The sequence below is a fragment of the Streptomyces sp. NPDC048584 genome (genome assembly GCF_043199595.1).
Lineage (GTDB): Bacteria > Actinomycetota > Actinomycetes > Streptomycetales > Streptomycetaceae > Streptomyces > Streptomyces edwardsiae.
On sequence record NZ_JBICWF010000004.1, the window covers coordinates 33,643 to 53,684 of the forward strand.

Genomic DNA, 20,042 nt, shown 5'->3' on the forward strand with positions numbered 1-20,042 from the left:
CCCGAGGCCGGCCTCGGGGCGCACCCCACTACTGGAAGGACACCCGCGTTGTCTGAGTTCACCGTGCTCGCCAAGAACCTGGCCACCGGCCGAGAGATCACGCTCACCGGCAGCGGAGACGACACCGCCGATCGCGTCATGGAACGCGCCGCTCGGGCGGGGGAGCTCCCCGGCGTCGACGGCGGTCTGCCGACCCGCCTCATGTGGACGGAAATCGCCGACGGATACGAGTGGCGCTCCGTGCCCGCTGCGCCCAAGCCCGAGCACCGCCCCGGCGAGGACCCGCTGCCCGACGAGCGCCTGGCGGAGATCCGCGCCGCCGAGGACACGCCGGAGGTGCGCGACCTGCTCGGGGAGCTGGACCGCGTCCGCGCGCTGCTGAGCACCACCATGGAGGCGAACGGCACGCTCCTCGACAACTGGGCCCGGCTGGAGGGCGTAGCCCCGCACCCGTTCCTCGGCGTGTCCTGCCGGACGTGCCGCGCCGAGGTGCAGGTGGGCACGGAGGGATGCCCGCGGCACTCGCCCACCGTGATCGGTCGCGCCCTGTACGCGATGCACGCGGAGAACCGGTCGCTCCTCGACGCGGAGGAGGCGGGCAACCGCGCGGTCGCGATGCTGGACGCGGCGCTGCCGCTGCTCGCCGCGGTGCTGAACCCGGTGGACCACAAGGAGGGGTGCCGCCCGCACGACTGCCGGTGTGCGTGCGACCGGCGGCAGAACTGCCAGGACTGCCACCGGTGTGTGTGCTGGCGGTCGGAGTGCTGCGCGGAGAAGGCGATTCGGTGGCACGCCGAGGACCGGTGGGCGCGGCTGGTCGTCGAGGCCGGCCTCGGGCCCGAGGGCTCCGGCGCCGACGCGGAGGGCCCGAAGTGCGCGGTGTGCCTGACCCCGATCGCCGAGCACGAGGGGCGGCACTGCGAGCGCCCGGCCACCCGGTACTGCTGAGCGCTGCGCCCGGTCCCCTTCGACCACGGGGGGCCGGGCGCACCCCGTCATAATGATGCAGCCGTGAGACTCGTGCGGGCATTTTACCTGTCCCTCTGTTGCGGGAGTCTCATTGCTGTATCATCAGGCGTGTTGGCGGAGAGCAGCCGCCGACAGTCCCGAACGAAGGAACGCCGCAATGAGGACCCTCCCGGCCAAGGTTCAGACCGCCGTCCACGTCGCCACGCTCGCCCGCAAGGCGGGTCTGCCCATCCCCGCCAAGGTCCTCCCCGTCCTCGAAGAGGCCGCCGCCCCCTGGCCCGCCGAGTGGCTCCTCGCCCCGCTCCCCGGCGACCCGATCCGCGTCGTCGAGCTGTTCGCGGGCCCCGGCGGCTGGTCCGAGGGCATCTCCGCCGTCCTCGGCGTGGCCGTCGACTCCTGCGGCGTCGACATCTCCCCGGACGCCTGCGCCACCGCCCGCGCCGCCGGACACCGCCGCATCTGCGCCGACATCACCGCCCTCGACCCCGAGCACATCGCGCTGCGCCACACCGCCGCCGTCATCATCAGCCCGCCGTGCCCCACCTTCTCCCCGGGCGGCAAGCTCTCCGGCCTCGAGCTGGGCAACATCCAGATCCTCGGCGACGCCATCGCCTACGTCGGCGAGACCGCCGGGTTCATCCCCATGGACTGGCACCACAGCGACTACGACGACGGCGAGTGCGAGTGCGACCCGGACGCCCCCGACGGCAAGGGATGCCACGGCGACGGCTTCGCCCCCCGCTCCGGCGCCACCTGGGACGAGGTCCGCGAGATGGCCGCGGGCGTCAGTGACCCGCGCATCGCGCTCATGCTCGAGGTCGCCATCTGGCCGATCGCCCTGCAAGCCGCCGGTGCGCCGATCCGCTGGATGGCCATGGAGCAGTCCAGCAACCTGCCCCAGGAGATCATCAGCGACCTGACCATCGAGTTCCAGTGCGCTGAGTGGTTCTACACCAGCCACGAGATCAAGGAGGCCGCCGACTACGGACTGCCGTCCCGCCGCAAGCGCGTCTACATGATCGCCTCCCGTTCCTACTCCCCCACCGTCACCCGCTGCATCCGCCCGCTGCCCGCCACCACCATGGCGCAGGCCCTCGGATGGCAGCCGGGGGAGCGCGTCAACACCCGCGGCAACCGCCCTGTCGACCCGAAGACTGGCCGCGCCAAGGGCGGCAACGCGTTCTCCGCCGACGGCCCGTCCTGGTGCCTCACCGGCAAGTCCCGCACCTGGAAGCGCGAGAGCGACGGGTACCGCCTCATCGCGGCCGAAGCCGGGCTGCTCGTCGGGTTTCGCCGCTCCTACCCGTGGCAGGGAAGCCGCTCCAGCGCCTTCCAGCAGGCCGCCGACGTCGTCTCCCCGGTCATGGCCGCGATCGTCCTCAGCGGCGTCCTGGGCGGCCTCGCCGAAGCCCTGGTGCGCGACTACCTCGCCCAGCTCTACGAGATGGACGACATGCTCAGCCCCGACGACTACGCGCTAGTCAGCTAGGCCCCGGAGCGCCCGGTCCCCGCACCCGCGGAGGCCGGGCGCTCCGGCGTTCCCGGGACGGCAGCGCCGTACGTGTCGCCGACCGCACCGGGCGATGTCACCGACTCGAACTAGGCTCCGAAGGGTGAGCGCCACTACCCCTTTCCCTGAGCCGACCTCCGACGACGAGGAGAAGAAGCCGTTCGATCCCCATGACTTCCCCCGGGATCTGCGGGACGCGCAGCGCGAGGCGGCCGAGCTGTACGCCGAGCTCCACGCCCTACAGAAGCGTCTCCCTTGGTCCCGTGAGCCTCACGAGGGGTGGCCGGAGGTGAAGGAACGGGGCCAGGCCGGCCGCGAGCCCTCCCCCGGCTGGAAGCCCTACGAGGCCGCGGCGTACGACCAGCTCTGGGAGAGGCTGCGCGAGAGGACGGCCGCGGTGACGGCACACGGCTGGTGGAAGACCTGCAAGGAGCAGGGCATCCAGGGCCCGGACCTGGTCACCGCCCGGCAGAAACTCAAGAGCGCGAAGGGCGCCGTCCCGCTGGTCCGGGAGGACATCGAAGCGGCCGCCTGACAGCCCCCAGCGCGCGCCCGGCCCCGCACCACCGCGGCGGCCGGGCCCCGCGGGGACGGGCGTTCCTGTCCGATCGGGCCCGAGACCCGCTAAGGGGTACAGGGCGCCCGTACGGACGGCGCTCCCGCCGAGAGGCCACGCCATGGCTCACCGCCCCGCCCATACCTACCTGGTCACCAACTCAGGCCCGCTGTTCGGCGCCCGCCGCATCACCTTCCGCAGCTCCGCCCCGGCCGGTGCCGTGGTCCGCCTGGACGTCGACGGCCACCCCGTCCGCGCGCTGCTCACCGACACCGCGCTGAACGGCGGTCTCCTCGCCGCGGAGCTGGAGATCACCTACCTGTAGCCGAACGCCCCTGCGGACCCGTACGCGGTCGACGGCACGGCGTCTGCGGCATCTCGCCCTGGCGCCGCTCGTCGGCCCCCTGGACAGCTTGGCGTCGCTTCCGTGGCACTTCCGCAGCCCGGGGTGTCCCCACACGTACGTGCGGTGCGTGATCGTCGTGTCCCCGCGGAGGTCCACCAAGACCTGGTACCGGAACGTGCCGTCCGCCCAGTCCTGCCGGGCCGTCACCGGCGCGTACCGCCACGCCCCGGCCGACCACACCTTGAGCGCCGGACGGTCGCCGGACGGCCACGTCCACACCTCGGGCTCTGGCCCGTCCTCGGGGCGCCACGGGCGGGCTGGTTCAGGCTCCGGGATCGCGCTCATGACCTCGACTGTAGGCGCCACGCCCTCGAGCGCCTGGAGGTGGGCGAGGAACTGAAACGCACGGCGCTCGCAGGGGGACTCGAACCTCCTCGGTGGCACGACGCAAGGCGCCCGGGTCGGACACGGTCCGGCCTTCCAGTTCCCGAACCGAAGGACCCACCGTGTCAGAACCCGCCCCCAAGCCCGCCTGCAGCTCCCCGTGCCCGGCCGCGCTGGAGCCCGCCAAACTCATCTCGGACGGCAACTGCCGCACCTGCATCCGGTACAGCCGCGCCATCCTGGTGCTGCTCGTGGTCAACCTGCTCGCCACGGTCGTCTTCGGCGTGCTCGGTGCCGTATGGGACGACTCGACGGAGCCGGGCCCGAAGCCGTCCCCGACCGCCACGGCCACGCCGAGCCCCAGCGATCCGGACCCGTCTGGCGGCCCGACGGCCACCCCGGAGCCGACCCCGACCGCGCCCATGCCGTCGGACCCGAGCGACGGCGGATGCAACATCTTCGACCCGGAGTGCTCCAGCACGGGCGGCACCGACGCGTAGCCCCTCGACTGCGCCACCGCGCCCCGGCCGCACCACCCGCGGCCGGGGCGCAGCCGTAACCCCGGCACGCCCAGGGCGTTGGTCCTGGTGACGTGCCCGCCTTCCCGTGGACACAGCGCGCGGGGCCCCTCGTCATGGCAGGTGTGGGGCCCCGTTCCGCCTCTACGCGCCGACCGTGCACATCAGGTACTCGGCAGTCGCGCACGGCCATGGTGTTCCGCAGAAATCGCAGTCCGGGTTCTCCTCGTTCTCCGGGCGGTGATGTTGCAGCATGACGGCCGACTTGTGGTGCGAGTCGCGCACCTCGCGATCCTTGGCGAGTTCCTTGGCCGTCGCGAGCTTCGCCTGTGCCACGGCGTACCGCCGACGCTCGGGTGTGTCCAACACGCGCATACCGCCTTCCGCCCATATTCGGGCAATGCTCGAAAAATAGTGCAAGTGAGCGAACATCGGATGATGTCCTAACCAGATAGCGCAAAGCTGCGGGACGATGTTCCGAAGGTGATCGACGTCTCACCGTCTGACCTGGAGTTTCCCCGGACGCAAGCACGCCGACGTAGGCACGGTGCGCCGTCGCTCAGGGCACGTCCCGCGGCCGCCACCCGGCAGCCCCGTGACCTGGGCAGACGGGAGGAGACGTGCAGACACACGTCCAGAAGGCTCTCGATAGCTGGTACGGGGCGTGGGAGCTACACCAGGAGACGGCTCAGGAGGCCTTCACCGCGGCGTTCCCCGCCCTCACGCCCGCCACCCGGTGCCAGTGCTTCGGGCCCACCCTGCGGTGGACGACGCCCGGGGAAGGCGGGGGGAAGGTCTGCCTCGACGACCACGGCCGCGCGACGATCGAGTTCGAGAACGTCCCGAAGACCGCGGTCGGCACGGCCATGACGGAGTGCTGGGGCGCGGACTGGTTCGACGAGGGAGCGGGCGGGTTCGCCGAGGCCGAGCCCGGCCAGTACCACTACGAGGACGAGCAGACCTACGCCGAGTACGAGTTCGACGTCAACGCCGACGGCACGGTGACGTTCGGGATCTCATACGTGAAGGTCGACGACATCGTGACAATGCTCGACGCCCTCGAGCGGGCCCTCGCCATCCAGCGCCCGGCCTGATCCGCGTGAGGTGAGGTGACGCGGTCTCCTGGCCTGTTCCGCGTCACCTCGCGAATCTGCCGCTTCAGCCAAGATCGTCCGCTTATCGCTTTTACGTGGGCCCCCTTCCTGGCAGCGTGTCTCTCACGGGGGCGCACGGGGCGTGCCGTGGAGGGGGAGCGGCTGTGGCGATCTCGCTACTGAGGGACGACCTGAGTCCGTCACAAAGCGACGACCTGATCCATTTCACTGGCCGGAACAGCGCGCGTCGTCCGGACTGGGTGGATGAGGACATCCGGAAAATGACGGCGAAGGAGCGCCTGGCAGCCATAGTCAGGGGCGGAAGAATGAAAACGTTCGCTCCCTACGGCGGTGGGACGATGCGCTGCGCGTGCTTCTCGGAGGCGAACCCTGAGCACCTGAGTTACCTGCTGGGCAAGCGTCGCTATCTCCCGTTCGGCATCGTAGTGACGCGTAGCCAGGTGCTGGCGAAGGGCGGCGGCACGGTGGCCTACATACACAACGAGCTGACCCTGGAAGAGTTCACGAGGGCGAAGCTCGGGCACTGGGTTGTGCGCACCGAGTACGACTCGGACTGGACACACGAGCGAGAATGGCGCATCCCCTGGAAGCATACGCAGATACGTTGGGACGAACTCCGGGCGATCCTCGTGCCCAATACGACTTGGCGGCCGGTGCCCGCGGGCGAGGAGCTTCCGGAGCTGTGGGTGAAGTCGCCGATCTGGGTGTGGAACTCCAAGACGAGTAAGGCCGAGGAGTACGCGCCCGGCACGCTCGTGTGAGTCATGGCCGAGGTGACGTAGCGTGGCCTGAGCTGCCGGTCCGCGTCACGTCACCTCATCGGCGCGACGCTAAAAGGGCCCCGTCCGTACGGTCCGCGGCCATGGTCACCCCCTACGCCCTGTGGACCGACACTCTCGCCGGATTCACCAAGGACGTTCTGGGCGTGACCACCTGGGCACAGCTCCACACACGGCTGGACGCGACGTAAGCCGGACCGGCGGCTCATGGTCCCGGCTCGCTCCCGCCGTCTCCCCGCGGCCGCCGCTCCCCGGCTGGCCCAGCGCGCGGGGCAGGACGGACGGACCCGTGGCAGCAACGAGCCTCACCCCCGCCGGGCAGGAAGCCCTGATACCGGTGGAGGAGCTGACCGGGCCTGAGCCGGTCGTGCACTGCGCGGATGCCCTCAACCACCTTCGAACTCTCCCCGCCGCGTCCGTGGACGCGGTCGTGACCGATCCGCCGTATGAGCTGGGGTTCCTGGGGAAAGCGTGGGATGCCTCCGGCATCGCCTATAGCGTGGAGCTGTGGGCGGAGTGCCTGCGCGTCCTCAAGCCGGGCGGGCACTTGGCCGCGTTCGGCGCGACCCGCACCTACCACCGCATGGCCGTGGCCGTCGAGGACGCCGGATTCGAGATCCGTGACTCCCTGCACTGGCTGTACGGCACCGGCTTCCCCAAGGGACAGGACGTCGGGAAGCTGATCGACCGGCGCCGCGACGACCACCCCGCCCGCCGCCGCTTCACCGCCGAGTTCGCCGCGCTCCGCGACTCCGTCGGCTGGACGAACCCGCAGATCGACGCCCTGTTCGGCTTCAACGGCATGGCGCAGCACTGGACGACACAGAGCAAGACCGCCGCCGTCCCGACCGTCGAGCAGTGGGAGCAGTTGAAGGCGGAGATGGGGTTCGAGGCCCCCATCAGCGTCGAGGACCTGGTGCACGAGCTGAACGGGCGGAAGAACGCGCCCGGGGAGGCGTGGGAGGACCGGGAGGTCATCGGCAAGGGGCACCGGGTCCGGGGCGGCTCCGGGGTGTTCCCGCAACTCCAGTCCGACATGTTCGACGTGACCGCACCGGCGACCGCCGAGGCCACCCGCTGGGACGGCTGGAACACCGCCCTCAAGCCCGGCCATGAGCCGATCGTCCTGGCGCGGAAGCCGCTCGAGGGCACGGTCGCCTCCAACGTCCTGGCGCACGGCACCGGCGCGATGAACACGGCGGCGTGCAAGACCCCGCCCGGCGACGCCGAGGGGCGTTGGCCGACCAACGTGCTGCTGTCGCACGCGTGGGCCGTCGACGAGGCGGGATGGATGGTCGACGGCTGCGCGGACGGTTGCGCCCAGGGGTGCCCGGTCGCTGAGCTGGACGGCCAGTCGGGGCGGCTCACCTCCGGGGCGAACCCGCGGCGCCGCGGTTCGGACAAGTTCCGCGACGTGTACGGCGACTTCAAGGGCCAGACCGTGTGCAAGCCGGTCCGGGGCGCGGACTCCGGGGGCGCCTCCCGCTTCTACCCGGCGTTCCGCTACCAGGCCAAGGCCCCCACCAGTGAGCGGCCGCGCCTCCCGGACGGCACGGTGCACCCCACGGTGAAGCCGGTCGCGCTGATGCGCTGGCTGGTCCGGCTACTCACCGCGCCCGGCGGGATCGTCCTGGACCCGTTCGCCGGTACCGGCACAACGCTCGAGGCCGCCCGCCTGGAGGGCTTCGACTCCATGGGCGTGGAGTCCAAGGCCGAGTACGCCGAGCTGTGCCGCCTCCGGCTGCGCCGCGAGAACGTGAGGAGCAACTGATGCGCATGACCGGCTTCGACTCCACGCGCCTGCCCGGGGGCGTGTACCTCGGCTTCCAGCGGTTCGCGGACGAGGGCGCCACCTCTCGCACCTGGTCCCTGAGCGGGCTGGGGGCGCCGAAGCTGTCGCTCAGCACCCTCGTGCAGACCCGCGAGGAGTTCTACGGGCCCCGGGGCAAGCGGCCGCCGGGGCTGTGGAAGCGAGTGCTGCACGCAGTCGTCAAGAGCAACGGGCGTACGACGTCGTACTACTGCCCGGACATCCCGCCATCACGGCTCGGGATCTCCCTGGCCGTGCCCCGCTACGTCCTCCACCTGCGATGGGAGACGCGCCGCTTTCGCCAGGCGGCGACCGAGCACCTGGGACGGCCGTGTCCGGCGTGCACGGCCGCGGGCTGGCGCCGGGCCGAGGACGCGACGTAAGGCGCGGCCGCCGTCCACTCTCCCCGCCTCGCCCGGGGCGTGCCCGACCAGGACCGCGACTCAGCGATCCGGCGCCCGGGGCAGACGAGGAGACCAGTGCTGTGGCACGACGACGGACCGGCCCCACCGACGTGGTGAAGGCCATGGTCTACGACCGCGACGGCGGCGCCTGTGTGCGCTGCGGAGCGCTGGAGAACCTGACCGTCCACCACCGGGTGAACCGCGGCATGGGCGGGGCGCGGGAGCCCTGGATCAACCAGGCACACAACCTGCTGACCGCCTGCACCGTGTGCAACGGCTGGTTCGAGGACAACCCGCGGGAGTCGTACGAGGCCGGGTGGAAGGTGCGCCGGCCGCAGCTCCCCGGCGAGGTCCTGGTGCGCTACCCGGACGGCAGCGAATACCGGCTCACCCCGGACGGCGTCCGCGCCACGACCGTGGCGGCCGCCCGATGAAGCGCCGCCGCCGCACCCGCGGCTCCTCGACGTCCCGAACGGACTGGATCGCCGCCGCGATGGAAGGCCTCTTCGACGCCGTGGCCGAGTTCCTGTACTCCTGGGGGCGGCGATGAAGCGCCGTCGCCAGTGCCCCGCGATCCCGGCCGCGCTCGTCGGCTCCCAGGGCTGGCGGTGCCAGCGCCTCGTCGACCACGACGGCCCGCACAAGGCCTCGTACTCCGACCGGTCAACCATGCACTACTCGTGGGAGGGCGACGCCACCAGCATCTTCGGGTACCAGACGCTCCCCGGCACCGTCCGCTTTCGGCCGCCGCTCTGGACGCCGCAGCGCCGGTACCGCGCCGGTGAATGGACCATGAGCCTGCTGATCGCCCTGGTGCTGGGGTGGTGCTGGTCGCTGAGCGCGGCCGCCGTGTTCCTCGTGCTGGAGCTGTTCACGTCCATCCGGCGGGCGCACTTCGTCGACGTCGGCCGGTTCACCGCCGGCGTGTACCTCGTACGCCGGGACAACTACCCGGCGTTCTTCGCGATCGGCTTCGCCCGGTACGGGCCGGAGGCCAACGCGAAGAGGAGCGGCCTGCAGGTCGTCGTCGGGCGCCTGTCGCTGATCGTGTGCGCACTGCTGCCGCGAGGCGAGTGGGCCGACTACCAGCACCGTAAGGCCGAGCGCGAGGCACGTCGGAAGGACGTCACCCATTGAGACAGAGTATGGACGAAGAGAGGTCGGCCGGGGCTGAGCGTAGTCGTCTGCTGGCGAGCGACTCGAACGGCCCCAGGTCTCGTTCAGATGCTGTGACTGGGAAGCGAAAAAATCAGTACAGAGCCGGTTACTCGCGAGCTAAGATGCCGACCAAACTAGCCGCAGAAGGTCTCCATGTTCCAGAAGTTTCACCGTTCCCGCCACGCCGGAGATGACGACTTCCTCAGGCGAATGATCAGCGACGCCGTGATGGATAAAGTTCGGGATGGTTTCGACCCCGAGCGTGTCGACGAGCTGGTCTCCAAAGCGGTACCTGAATTCATCGACATGATGGCGCCCCAGCTGGCCCTCTCGATGATGCGCAATAAGCGGTCTCTCAGGGCCAATAATCGAATGGAGCGTGGGTATGACCGGCGGATCCGGAAGCGTTGGGGCAAGGCATTCGACCTCTATATCATAGTTCATGCTGTATGTATCGAATTGGGCGAGAAGGTGTCTAATAGGGAGAGGGATGGCCTCACCTCCGCCCAGGTGCACACGCTAGAAGCTCTCACGGGGCTCCATGTCACTGCGTCTCGTATTGCAGGCGAGGTTCTGGCCCTCCTCTCCCAGGGATACCCCAGGGGAGCCCTGGCGCGTTGTCGCACGCTGCACGAGGCGGCTGTCATTGCTTGCATCATCGCGGACTCGGCTGCGGATCCAGACCATAGCGACCTGGCTGAACGGTTCCTGGATCATGAAATTGTCACCTTGCGGCGAGACGCTCTTCAGTTCCAGAAGGATCACGAGATCCTTGGTGAGGAGCCACTGGAGCAGGAATATCTCGATGAACTAGAGGCAAGGTACGACGACGTAATTGCGAAGTACGGGCAGAGCTTCGCGCGTGAGTATGGCTGGGCTAAAAAGTTTTCGCCCGATGACAATTTGCGCGCACTTGAAAAGAAGGCATCCCTTAGTCACGTTAGGCCGCACTATCAGTCGGCCAGTAGTGAAGTGCATTGCGGTTCCAGGGGGCTTGCCAACAACTTCATCGAAATGCGTGGCGTCACGCTTCGGCATTCAGGAAAGATCAACGTTGGCCTGACCGGACCAGCCGACTTGGCGCTTAGTTCGCTCCTTCAAGTCACTTTCTCGCATGCAGTACAAGGACATCCTGACGGCCTTAACGTTGAGTCGCTTCTGTGCATGAAGGCACTGGAAGAAATACGTTCGGCCTGTTTGGAGGAGTTCTTGGCTACGCAAAAATCCATTGACCGTGCAGAAGAAAAGATCCTGAAGCGCATGCAGCGGTGAGCCGCAAGCGCCGCTAATGCGCGTTGTGGCGAGTCGGGGTTGCTGCTTGGCTCGTCCTCACTCAGGGCACCGTTCAGAGGCTGGCTGCAAGACCCGCGTACGGCGGCCGCGCGGACTGCGGCTCGGGCCGTGGCTCCTCTGGGTCGTCCGTCTCCCCCAGGGCCCGAACCTCGGCCTTGGGCGGATCGCGATCACGGACACCCCCCGCGACCCAGCTCCCGGCCAGACCCGGGCGAGAAACGGCCAAGGACGGGTTCTGATCGTCGGCGGCGTCGCGTTCGTAGTGCTTCGATGCAGGTAAGTACCTGTGCGCTGACACTCCGCTCTCGTGGCTGTATCATTTCCGGCTGTGCGCAGGCGTGGGGTAACCCCAGTCGGCGTGAGGCGCAGCCCCGCGCCACAGCTTGAGACGGGAATGGCAGCCATGCCCAAGGCCGGGATCACCTACTCGAAGAAGAAGATCGAGAAGACCGACTTCAAGGCCCTCCGCGAGGCCGCGGAGCGCGCCGTGACGGAGGAGCTGGGCCGGATCACTCGCCCGGACGACCGGATCGAGCGCGCCGCCGAGGTCATCCGCCAAGCGGACGCCGAGGTCGCACTGCACCTCGATGACCGCGACAAGGCCGTGGCCTCCCTGTGGTTCTACGAGCACGTTCCTGGTCTCGCTGGCGCGATCGGTGTCACGCCGACCGCCTACCGCGAGGTCCTGAGCAAGGCGTTCTACGGCGGCCCTGAGCGAGTGCGCACCGAGAGCGGCCACTACGAGCTGCGGCCCGTTCCCGACCTCCCGGGCACTGAGCTGGTCAAGGCGGCCCGGGAAGCGGGCGTGCCGTTCGTTGGGGACGCCGACGAGAAGCTGCCGAAGCTGGCTACCGTCGTCGCCGAGGCGCGTGCCCGCCGCGGCGCCGCCGTGGTGTTCATGCGGGATGCCGCGCTTGCCCTGTCGGAGGAGCCGTACGGATGGGACGGGCCGAGGATCGCCGAGCACGCCGGCGTGCAGAAGAAGCTGATCTGGCAGCAGCAGGCAGCCGCCCGCGCGGCCCGCGAGCGCGCCGCCAAGCGCTGACCGATCCGCCGCACACTCCCAGGCCGGCCCCGAGCACCTTCGGGGCCGGTCTCCTTTTTGCCCGCAGGTCAGGCCGGGGCCTGATTATCAGGCGCCGGTCACCGGGGCCTGGAAATCCGGCTTCCGGTGGGACGGGCACCGGTAGTCCGGTCGCCGGTAGATCAGGCGCCTTTAGTAACAAGATCAAGCACCACAATGAAGTAAGAGTTCCGATGCCTTCGCTTCGCTCAGGCATCGGCGTGCATCGCCTCCGAAGGACCCTCGAAGCGGCCCCAAGCGCAGCAACAGGGCGGCAAGGGGGAGGGGTGTCACAGAATCCGGCCGTTGGCGTTCCCCCAGACATGACGATGCGATCCATGCCCCCGCACACGGTGCTCCCGCCGAACCTGACCCGGCACTTCTACGAGACCCGCCGGGCGTTCCTCCAGAGCGCCGGACAGGACTCCACCCCGTGGTTCCAGCTCTCCCCGCTGGAGCGCGGCGTCGTCGAGTCGGAGATGGAGATCTTCCGGCAGTCGATACGGCGGGCCGAGGAGGAGCAGGACCTGCTCGCCAGCCTCGACGCCACCCGGGCCGCCGCCGTCGAGGAGCCGGCCGCCGAGGAAACATCGGAACCCGCGGCCGCCGACGAGGACGCCGAGGAGGAGTGCTGCCTCGGGTGCGCGGCCGTCGCCGCGGTCCTGACCCTCATCGAGGGGGTGAGCCAGAACCCGAAGCCGTCCGCCGAGGCCCCGGTGACGAACCGCTTCCCGTTCAGCGTCGCCGAGGTCACCACCGTCCCCCTCGACACCCGCCCGTGGGGCGTGCCGCTGAGCGAGGAGGAGAAGGCCCGCGTGAAAGCCGCCGAGGGCAAGCTGCCCGCGTGGCTTATGACCGCGGGCATCGACCTCGACGTCCTCGACGGCACCGCGCCGCGCATCCCCGTCACCCTCGACGCCCGCCCGATCAGCGTCGAGCGCCTGCTGATGATGGATCGCTCCCCCTTCGGCGACGTCCGCGCCGAGTTCTGGCGCAAGAAGCCGCCGACCGTCAACAAGGCGTAACAGAATCCGGCGCGCGACGTACTACAGAGTGCGGCTGGCCCCCTGCCCCCGAGATCCCCCCGGGGAAAGCACTCCAGCCAGCACCCCCCGGCCGGGGTGACGGCCCTGCTCCACCTCCCCGGTGCAGGGCCTCACCCCGGCAACAGACTTCCGGCAGGCCGCGGCCGCTCAGTGCGGGCCTCGCCGGACCCCCGCGGCCTGGCCGACGTTCTGGGCATGGACCGCTCGGCCAGGCCGCGACACTAGATCCCCGCGGGCGCCACCTTCCCGCCATGTCCCGCACGCAGCTCTCGCCCACCACCCGCCCCCGCGTGGTCCCACCGGCCCGGGAGCTGCGCAACGGGCGTCAGCCGGGTGTCAAGTCCCGCGACGCGGCCAACGTCGCCGACCTTCTCCTCCGGGCCCCCGTGCCCGCCAGGCGCCGCGCCTTCAAGCACGACCTCACCGCCCGCGAACGGCCGCACGTCATGCGGGAGGTCGAACGGGCCACCGGCTCGATGTATGGGCTCTGGCACGACACCCCCAGCGGCTTCATCGAGGACGTCCTCGGCGAAAGCATCTGGAGCCGTCAGCGCGAGATCGTCGACGCCGTCCCGTTCCACAAGCGCATCGCTGTACCGGCCGGCTTCGGCGTCGGGAAGACCTGGATCGCCGGACGCCTGGTCGCCTGGGCCGGAGCCGTCAACGCCCCCGGGACCATGGTCATCGTCACTACCGCGACCCGATTCCGACAGGTACGAAACCAGCTCTGGCCGCACATCAGGAAGACCGTCGCTCGCGCGGGCCTGCCCGGATACTGCGACACCACCCAGTGGAAAATCCCTGATCAGTGGGGCAATGACGTCATCGTGGCGTACGGCTTCACGGCGCCCGAGAACGACGAAGCGGCGATGCAGGGCATCCACGGCACGCCGAAGTTGCTCATCGTCGTCGACGAGGCTGGCGGTATCGCCCGCACGATCGGCAACGGCACGAACAACCTCCTCACCGGCGATGCGCGGATGCTGGCCATCGGCAACCCCGCGATGGATGACCCGCGGAGCTGGTTCGAGACGCTGTGCGAGGAAGGCGAGGACCCCGAGGAACGGGGAACGGTCACGATCCCCATCGCAACGTTCGCCTCCCCGGCCATCACGAAGGAACGGGTCCCGTACTGCAATGACTGTCCCGACGGTGTCCCCCCGCACTCCCTCGCCGTCCACCTCCCCGATCAGGAATGGGTGGACCGCACGATCCGCGAGTACGGCGAAGATCATCCGTACGTCATCGCCAAGGTGCACGCCCGCTTCCCGAAGGGCGGTGGCGGCCTCGCGATACCCGTGACCTGGGTCGAGGAAGCTCAGAACAACGACGACCCGACCGGGGCCGGCTGGCACCGGCTGTGCGACCTCGGTCTGGAAGGTGAGACCGCCAAGCACACCGTGCGCGAAGGCGCCTGGGTTCGCCTCGGCGTCGACGTTGCCGCGGACGGCGGCGACGAATTCACGATCTACAGAGCCGTGGGCGATGCGATCGAGATGCGGCACGCCAGCTCTGGCATGGCCAACGACAACCAGGTGAAGGTCGCCGAGAAAATCTTGGAGGAGATCCGCGCGGCGCAGCGCCTCGCGGACGCCCTGGACTCGCCCCACCCCGTACGCGTGAAGATCGACAAGAACGGCATCGGCCACGGCGCCACCAGCATGCTGGAGGTATGGGCGGAGAACGGCACCCACCAGGCGCAGATCGTGGGCGTCATGGTGTCCGAATCACCGTCGCAGGACGACCCGGGCGCCGTCATGCGCCCGTACCGCAAGCGAGACGAGATGTGGCTCGCCACCCGGGCGCTCCTCCAGCCTGACCCGTCGACCGGCACCGGCCGGCTGCGCCTGCGCGTCGACCGGCAGGCCGGAATCCAACTCTCCACGCCCAAGCTCGGATCGAACACCGCCGGGTACAGCATCATCGAGTCGAAGAAGACGATGAAGGCCCGCGGAATGAAAAGTCCTGACCGGGCCGAGGCCGCTCTGCTGGCCGTGTACGAGCCTGAGCCGCTGAACCAGCCGCGCCGCCGCGGTCTCCTCAACTGAAAGAAACCGGTGCTGCTACGGCGTTAGACCTGCTTTCTGGCCGCAGAAGATGTCCGGATCGATACCTTTGAGCAGGGCATACACGCTGGACCTCGCCGTGACGCGCCCTCCTGTCGGTGGCCTGGTCTAGCGTGGCTCCGGCACGCGTACGCCTATGGACCGCCATACCACGAGAGAGGTACGACACTCAGTGGCCACTTCGGTACACGACGTCCTCCGCATGATCCGCAACAGTTCGGACACGAACCGTGACCTCGGCACTCGCTTCGAGCAGCTCATGGTCCAGTACCTGCGGACTGACCCGGAGTGGACCCAACAGTTCAGCCAGGTATGGATGTGGACCGACTGGCCAGGAGCCGAGGGTGACAAGCGGGATGTCGGCATCGATCTCGTGGCCCAGGATCGTGAGACCGGCGGGCTCTGCGCGATCCAATGCAAGTTCTATGAGCCGGATCACACGGTCCAGAAGGCGGACATAGACTCGTTCTTCACCGCGTCCGGCAAGGGCGACTTCAAGCGCCGCATGATCATCTCTACGACGGAGAAGTGGGGCCCCCTCGCCGAGGCAGCGCTGGACGGCCAGCAGATCCCGGTCACCCGCGTCGGGCTCGCGCAGATCAACGAGAGTCTCATCGACTGGGGTGCCATCGTCTGGCCGAAGCCCGGTGAGAACCTCGAGCTCAAACTGAAGCGCAGGAAAACCCTTCTCCCGCACCAGCACGAGGCAATCGACGCTGTTTTCGAGGGCTTCACGAAGCACAACCGCGGCAAGCTGATCATGGCCTGCGGCACGGGCAAGACGTTCACGGGTCTGAAGATCGTGGAGCGGGTCCAGCGTGAGCGGGCGGAGCGGGGCGAGGGCGAGCACACGCGCATCCTGTTCCTGGTGCCGTCCATCGCGCTGCTGTCGCAGACGTTGCGGGAGTGGACCGCGCAGGTCCAGGTCCCGATGACCAGCTTCGCAGTCTGCTCCGATACGAAGGTCAGCAAGCAGGCCGCAGCCAGCGATCTTCAGGACATGGCCACGCATGACCTGGCCTTCCCCGCCACAACCAGCCCGGCCAAACTGATCGAGCAGGTGACCAGCGTGGAGGCCGGTCCTGGGCTGACCGTGGTCTTCTCCACCTACCAATCGATCGCGGCGGTCGCGCAGGCCCAGCAGGCGGGACTCGGCGAGTTCGACCTGATCCTGTGTGATGAGGCGCACCGTACGACTGGCGTTTCTCTGACGACGGCGGACGAGTCCAGCTTCGTCAAGGTCCACAACAACGACTACATCAAGGCCGCCCGCCGTCTCTACATGACGGCGACCCCGCGGATCTTCAGCGACGACACGAAGACCGACGCCAAGCAGCACGAGGCCGCCCTGGTCTCGATGGACGACGAGTCGCTGTTCGGCCCGGAGTTCCACCGGCTCGGCTTCGGCAAGGCGGTCGAGCAAGGTCTGCTCACCGACTACAAGGTACTGATCCTCACCGTCGACGAGGAGTACGCCGCCGCGTCACTGCAGCAGCAACTCGCCGACCAGAATAGCGAGCTGTCGAACCTCGACGACGCCGTAAAGATCATCGGCTGCTGGAACGGCCTGGCGAAGCGCACCGGCGCCTTCGCCGACGGAAGCGGCTTCCAGGACGGCGAAGCGCCCATGAAGCGCGCCGTAGCCTTCGCCAAGAACATTGCCGACTCCAAGAAGATCACCGAGCTCTTCGAGGAGGTCGTCGAAGCCTACGACGGCACCGACGACAACATCCTGCACTGCGAGATCCAGCACGTAGACGGCACCTACAACACCCTGCGCCGCAACGTGCTGCTGGATTGGCTCAAGCAGGACCCCGGCGAGAACAAGGCCCGCATCCTCTCCAACGCCCGCTGCCTGTCCGAAGGCGTCGACGTCCCCGACCTGGACGCGGTGCTCTTCCTACACCCGCGCAACTCCGTGGTGGACGTCGTCCAGTCCGTCGGCCGCGTCATGCGGAAGGCCGACGACAAGCAGTACGGCTACATCATTCTCCCGGTCGGCATTCCCGCGGGCATGCCACCGGAGAAGGCTCTCTCGGAGAATCAGCGCTTCAAGACCGTCTGGCAGGTCCTCAACGCACTGCGCGCCCACGACGACCGCTTCAACGCGACCGTCAATCAGCTGGAACTGAACAAGAAGCGGCCCGACAACATCATGGTCGGCCACGCCGGCCCGGAGACGGAGTCCCTCGGCGACGGCAACACTCAGGGCGATGCCGCCGCCGCTCGCTGGGTACAGAGTGCCTTCGACATCGAGGACTGGCGCGAGGCGATCTACGCCCGGATCGTCACCAAGTGCGGCGAGCGACAGTACTGGGAGGACTGGGCCAATGACATCGCCCAGATCGCCGAGAAGCACAAGGCCCGCATCAAGGCCGCTCTCCAACTCCCGGAAAAGAAGGCAGCATTCGAAACCTTCGTCGAGGAACTGCGGGGGAGCATAAACCCTGGCGTCACCGGCGCAGATGCCCTTGACATGCTCGCCCAGCACATCATCACCAAGCCGGTCTTCGACGCCCTGTTCAAGGACTACGCTTTCTCCGAGCACAACCCGGTCTCCCAGGCCATGCAACGCATGCTGGACACCCTGGAAGACCAGGCCATCGGCGAAGAGGCGAAGAAGCTGGATGCCTTCTACGAGTCCGTGCGCGTGCGGGCCGAGGGCATCGACAACCACGAGGGCCGCCAGCGCGTCATCACCGAGCTGTACGAGAAGTTCTTCAAGACGGCCTTGCCGAAGACCGCCAACGCCCTGGGCATCGTCTACACGCCCGTAGAGGTCGTGGACTTCATCCTCCGCGCAACCGACCAAGCCCTCGGCAAGTACTTCGGCTCATCCCTGTCCGATGAGGGTGTCCACGTCATCGACCCCTTCACCGGCACCGGCACCTTCATCGTGCGGCTCCTCCAGTCCGGACTCATCAAACCGGAAGACCTGCTGCGCAAGTACGTCAGCGAGCTTCACGCCAACGAGATTGTGCTCCTCGCGTACTACATCGCTGCGGTCAACATCGAGGCCGCCTTCCACGACCAGCACCAGGGCGAGGAATATGTTCCATTCGAGGGCATCGTTCTGACCGACACCTTCCAGCTCGCTGAAAGCAACGTCGAGAAGCTCTTCGGCGTCCTCGAAGGCAACAGCGAGCGCGTCACGAAGCAGCAGGCGCAAGACATCCGCGTCATCATCGGCAACCCGCCCTACTCGGTCGGACAGGATAGCCAGAACGACGACAATCAGAACCAGGCATATCCTGCATTGGACGGCAGGATCGAATCCACATACGCGGCACTGTCAACAGCAAAGACGAAAAAGTCGCTCTACGACTCGTACATCCGCGCGATCCGGTGGGCCTCAGACCGCATCAAGAATGAGGGGGTCATCTGTTTCGTCTCGAACGGCGGATACATCGACGGGAATAGCGCCGACGGCCTCCGGAAGTCGCTCGTCGAGGAATTTGACGCGATCTACTGTTATAACCTCAGAGGGAACCAGCGAAGCGCCGACTGGGAGAAGGAAGGTGGCAAGATCTTCGGCTCGGGAAGCCAGAACACCGTGGCCATCCTGATCCTCGTGAAGGCCACCACACCGGAAAGTGAAGACGCTGACTGCAGCATCTACTACCGGGATATTGGCGATTATCTGGACCGCACGAAAAAGCTCAGCATCTTGGCTGGACAGGGCCTGGAAAAGGTGGAGTGGCAGAAGGTCACTCCGAGCCGCGAAGGCGACTGGATCAACCATCGCGATGAGCGATTCTCCACCTTTCAACCCCTCGGAGAGAAAACAGAGAAGAGTGCGCAGCAGGGCCCCGCATTTTTCGAGACCTTCTCGCAAGGCGTCCTGACTAGTCGAGACGCCTGGGCCTATAGCTACTCAAAAGACAAGCTTGCCCAGAAGATGCAGACCACGATCGATTTCTACAATCGCCAGGTTGATGGATTCAGAGAAGAGTGTGCCGAGAACGGCATTTCAAAGCCAACACCCAAGGATGCAGAGAGGTTCATCGATCGCGACCAGAAGAGGATAAGCTGGTCTTCGAGCCTCATCCCAAAGGTGGCGAGGGCAAAGAATGTCGCGTTCTCCAGCGGAAAGGTCGTAGAGGCAGTCTATCGACCTTTCTGTAAGCAGTTCCTGTACTTCGACGGTGACTTCAATCATCGGGTTTCACGGATGCCTGACGCTTTCCCTTCACCAGAAACCGAAAATTTCGGCTTCTACGTACCCGGACTTGGCATCGAAAAGCCCTTCTCTGTGTGCGCGATGAACCAGATCCCAGATCTCGCTTTCTGGGGATCTGGTAATGGACAGTTCTTCCCCCGCTACACCTACCGTGAGCTCGGTGGAGGAGATGACCTTTTTTCCGCCGTTGAGGAAACAGGGTATGAGCGGGGCGACAACATCTCGGACGCCACGCTGCGCAATTACAAGGAGACCTACGCCGACGAGACGATCACCAAGGATGATCTCTTCTACTACGTCTATGGCCTGCTGCACTCCACTGCCTACCGCGAGCAGTTCGCCGCCGACCTGAGGAAGTCACTACCCCGCATCCCCAAGGCCCGGGACTTCCAAGGCTTCGTCGATGCAGGCCGCAAGCTCGCTGATTTGCACCTCAATTACGAAGCTGCGGAGCCGTACGCAGGGATCGTGGAGAAAGTCACCGCCCCCGCCGATACATCCCCGTCCGAGCTGTACCGCGTCACGACCAAGATGAAGTTCCCCTCCCGCAAGGGCGAGAAGGATAAGTCGACGGTCATCTACAACAGCCGCGTTACCCTCTCGAATGTCCCAGAAGAGGCGTACCGCTACCAGCTCGGCGGACGTTCTGCAATCGAGTGGCTCATTGACCGCTACTACGTCAAGACGGATAAGGCAAGCGGCATCGTCAACGATCCCAACGACTGGTCGGATGATCCGCGCTACATCGTCGATCTACTCAAGCGGATCGTGACCGTGAGCCTGGAGACGATGAAGATCGTGGATGCCCTGCCTACCCTGGACATCCTGGAATAGCAACCATCCCG

At 67.4% G+C, this 20,042-nt stretch carries 17 protein-coding genes; 16 read left to right on the forward strand and 1 reads right to left on the reverse strand.

Features of this window, described 5'->3' with window-relative positions:
• Positions 1-48: 48 nt before the first annotated feature.
• From ACGFR9_RS10540 to ACGFR9_RS10560, 5 genes are all read left to right on the forward strand, one after another.
• The gene (locus ACGFR9_RS10540; protein WP_393205333.1) at positions 49-948 is read left to right on the forward strand and encodes a hypothetical protein; all 900 of its coding nucleotides are present in this window, start codon (positions 49-51) and stop codon (positions 946-948) included.
• Positions 949-1,126: 178 nt separating this feature from the next.
• Positions 1,127-2,458 (forward strand): DNA cytosine methyltransferase, encoded by a 1,332-nt coding sequence (locus ACGFR9_RS10545; protein WP_393205336.1) that lies wholly within the window; start codon positions 1,127-1,129, stop codon positions 2,456-2,458.
• Between the two features lie 124 nt (positions 2,459-2,582).
• On the forward strand, positions 2,583-3,014 hold the full coding sequence (locus ACGFR9_RS10550) for a hypothetical protein (RefSeq protein WP_393205339.1): 432 nt from the start codon (positions 2,583-2,585) through the stop codon (positions 3,012-3,014).
• Positions 3,015-3,156: 142 nt separating this feature from the next.
• The gene (locus ACGFR9_RS10555; protein ID WP_393205342.1) at positions 3,157-3,360 is read left to right on the forward strand and encodes a hypothetical protein; all 204 of its coding nucleotides are present in this window, start codon (positions 3,157-3,159) and stop codon (positions 3,358-3,360) included.
• Positions 3,361-3,887: 527 nt separating this feature from the next.
• Complete coding sequence (locus tag ACGFR9_RS10560; RefSeq protein WP_393205345.1) at positions 3,888-4,265, forward strand: hypothetical protein; 378 nt, start codon at positions 3,888-3,890, stop codon at positions 4,263-4,265.
• Positions 4,266-4,427: 162 nt separating this feature from the next.
• On the opposite strand, the gene ACGFR9_RS10565 is transcribed toward ACGFR9_RS10560, so the two are convergent.
• Positions 4,428-4,658, reverse strand: coding sequence for a hypothetical protein (locus tag ACGFR9_RS10565; RefSeq protein ID WP_393205348.1), 231 nt, complete (start codon positions 4,656-4,658; stop codon positions 4,428-4,430).
• 245 nt (positions 4,659-4,903) lie between these two features.
• On the opposite strand from ACGFR9_RS10565, the gene ACGFR9_RS10570 reads away from it, so the two are divergent.
• The 11 genes from ACGFR9_RS10570 (at position 4,904) to ACGFR9_RS10620 (ending at position 20,031) form a co-directional block, all read left to right on the forward strand.
• Positions 4,904-5,377, forward strand: a complete 474-nt coding sequence (locus tag ACGFR9_RS10570) for a hypothetical protein (protein ID WP_393205351.1) — start codon at positions 4,904-4,906, stop codon at positions 5,375-5,377.
• Between the two features lie 164 nt (positions 5,378-5,541).
• Entirely contained in the window at positions 5,542-6,159 is a 618-nt protein-coding gene (locus ACGFR9_RS10575) for a hypothetical protein (protein WP_393205354.1), read from the forward strand.
• A gap of 307 nt (positions 6,160-6,466) precedes the next feature.
• Positions 6,467-7,948: a DNA-methyltransferase gene (locus tag ACGFR9_RS10580; RefSeq protein ID WP_393205357.1), complete on the forward strand. Its 1,482-nt coding sequence runs from the start codon at positions 6,467-6,469 to the stop codon at positions 7,946-7,948.
• Positions 7,948-8,370 carry a hypothetical protein gene (locus ACGFR9_RS10585; protein WP_393205360.1) on the forward strand — a complete coding sequence of 141 codons (423 nt, stop codon included), beginning with the start codon at positions 7,948-7,950 and terminating at the stop codon, positions 8,368-8,370. Before ACGFR9_RS10580 ends, ACGFR9_RS10585 begins: the two co-directional genes overlap by 1 nt.
• A 101-nt stretch (positions 8,371-8,471) precedes the next feature.
• Positions 8,472-8,825 carry an HNH endonuclease signature motif containing protein gene (locus tag ACGFR9_RS10590; RefSeq protein ID WP_358278734.1) on the forward strand — a complete coding sequence of 118 codons (354 nt, stop codon included), beginning with the start codon at positions 8,472-8,474 and terminating at the stop codon, positions 8,823-8,825.
• Positions 8,826-8,937: 112 nt separating this feature from the next.
• On the forward strand, positions 8,938-9,528 hold the full coding sequence (locus ACGFR9_RS10595; RefSeq protein ID WP_393205364.1) for a hypothetical protein: 591 nt from the start codon (positions 8,938-8,940) through the stop codon (positions 9,526-9,528).
• A 174-nt stretch (positions 9,529-9,702) separates the two neighbouring features.
• Complete coding sequence (locus ACGFR9_RS10600) at positions 9,703-10,821, forward strand: DUF5677 domain-containing protein (protein WP_393205367.1); 1,119 nt, start codon at positions 9,703-9,705, stop codon at positions 10,819-10,821.
• 415 nt (positions 10,822-11,236) lie between these two features.
• Positions 11,237-11,887 carry a hypothetical protein gene (locus ACGFR9_RS10605; RefSeq protein ID WP_393205370.1) on the forward strand — a complete coding sequence of 217 codons (651 nt, stop codon included), beginning with the start codon at positions 11,237-11,239 and terminating at the stop codon, positions 11,885-11,887.
• A 356-nt stretch (positions 11,888-12,243) separates the two neighbouring features.
• Positions 12,244-12,930: a hypothetical protein gene (locus ACGFR9_RS10610; RefSeq protein WP_393205373.1), complete on the forward strand. Its 687-nt coding sequence runs from the start codon at positions 12,244-12,246 to the stop codon at positions 12,928-12,930.
• A 272-nt stretch (positions 12,931-13,202) separates the two neighbouring features.
• Positions 13,203-14,999, forward strand: a complete 1,797-nt coding sequence (locus ACGFR9_RS10615) for a hypothetical protein (RefSeq protein ID WP_393205376.1) — start codon at positions 13,203-13,205, stop codon at positions 14,997-14,999.
• A gap of 220 nt (positions 15,000-15,219) precedes the next feature.
• On the forward strand, positions 15,220-20,031 hold the full coding sequence (locus ACGFR9_RS10620; RefSeq protein WP_393205379.1) for a DEAD/DEAH box helicase: 4,812 nt from the start codon (positions 15,220-15,222) through the stop codon (positions 20,029-20,031).
• Positions 20,032-20,042 lie beyond the last annotated feature (11 nt).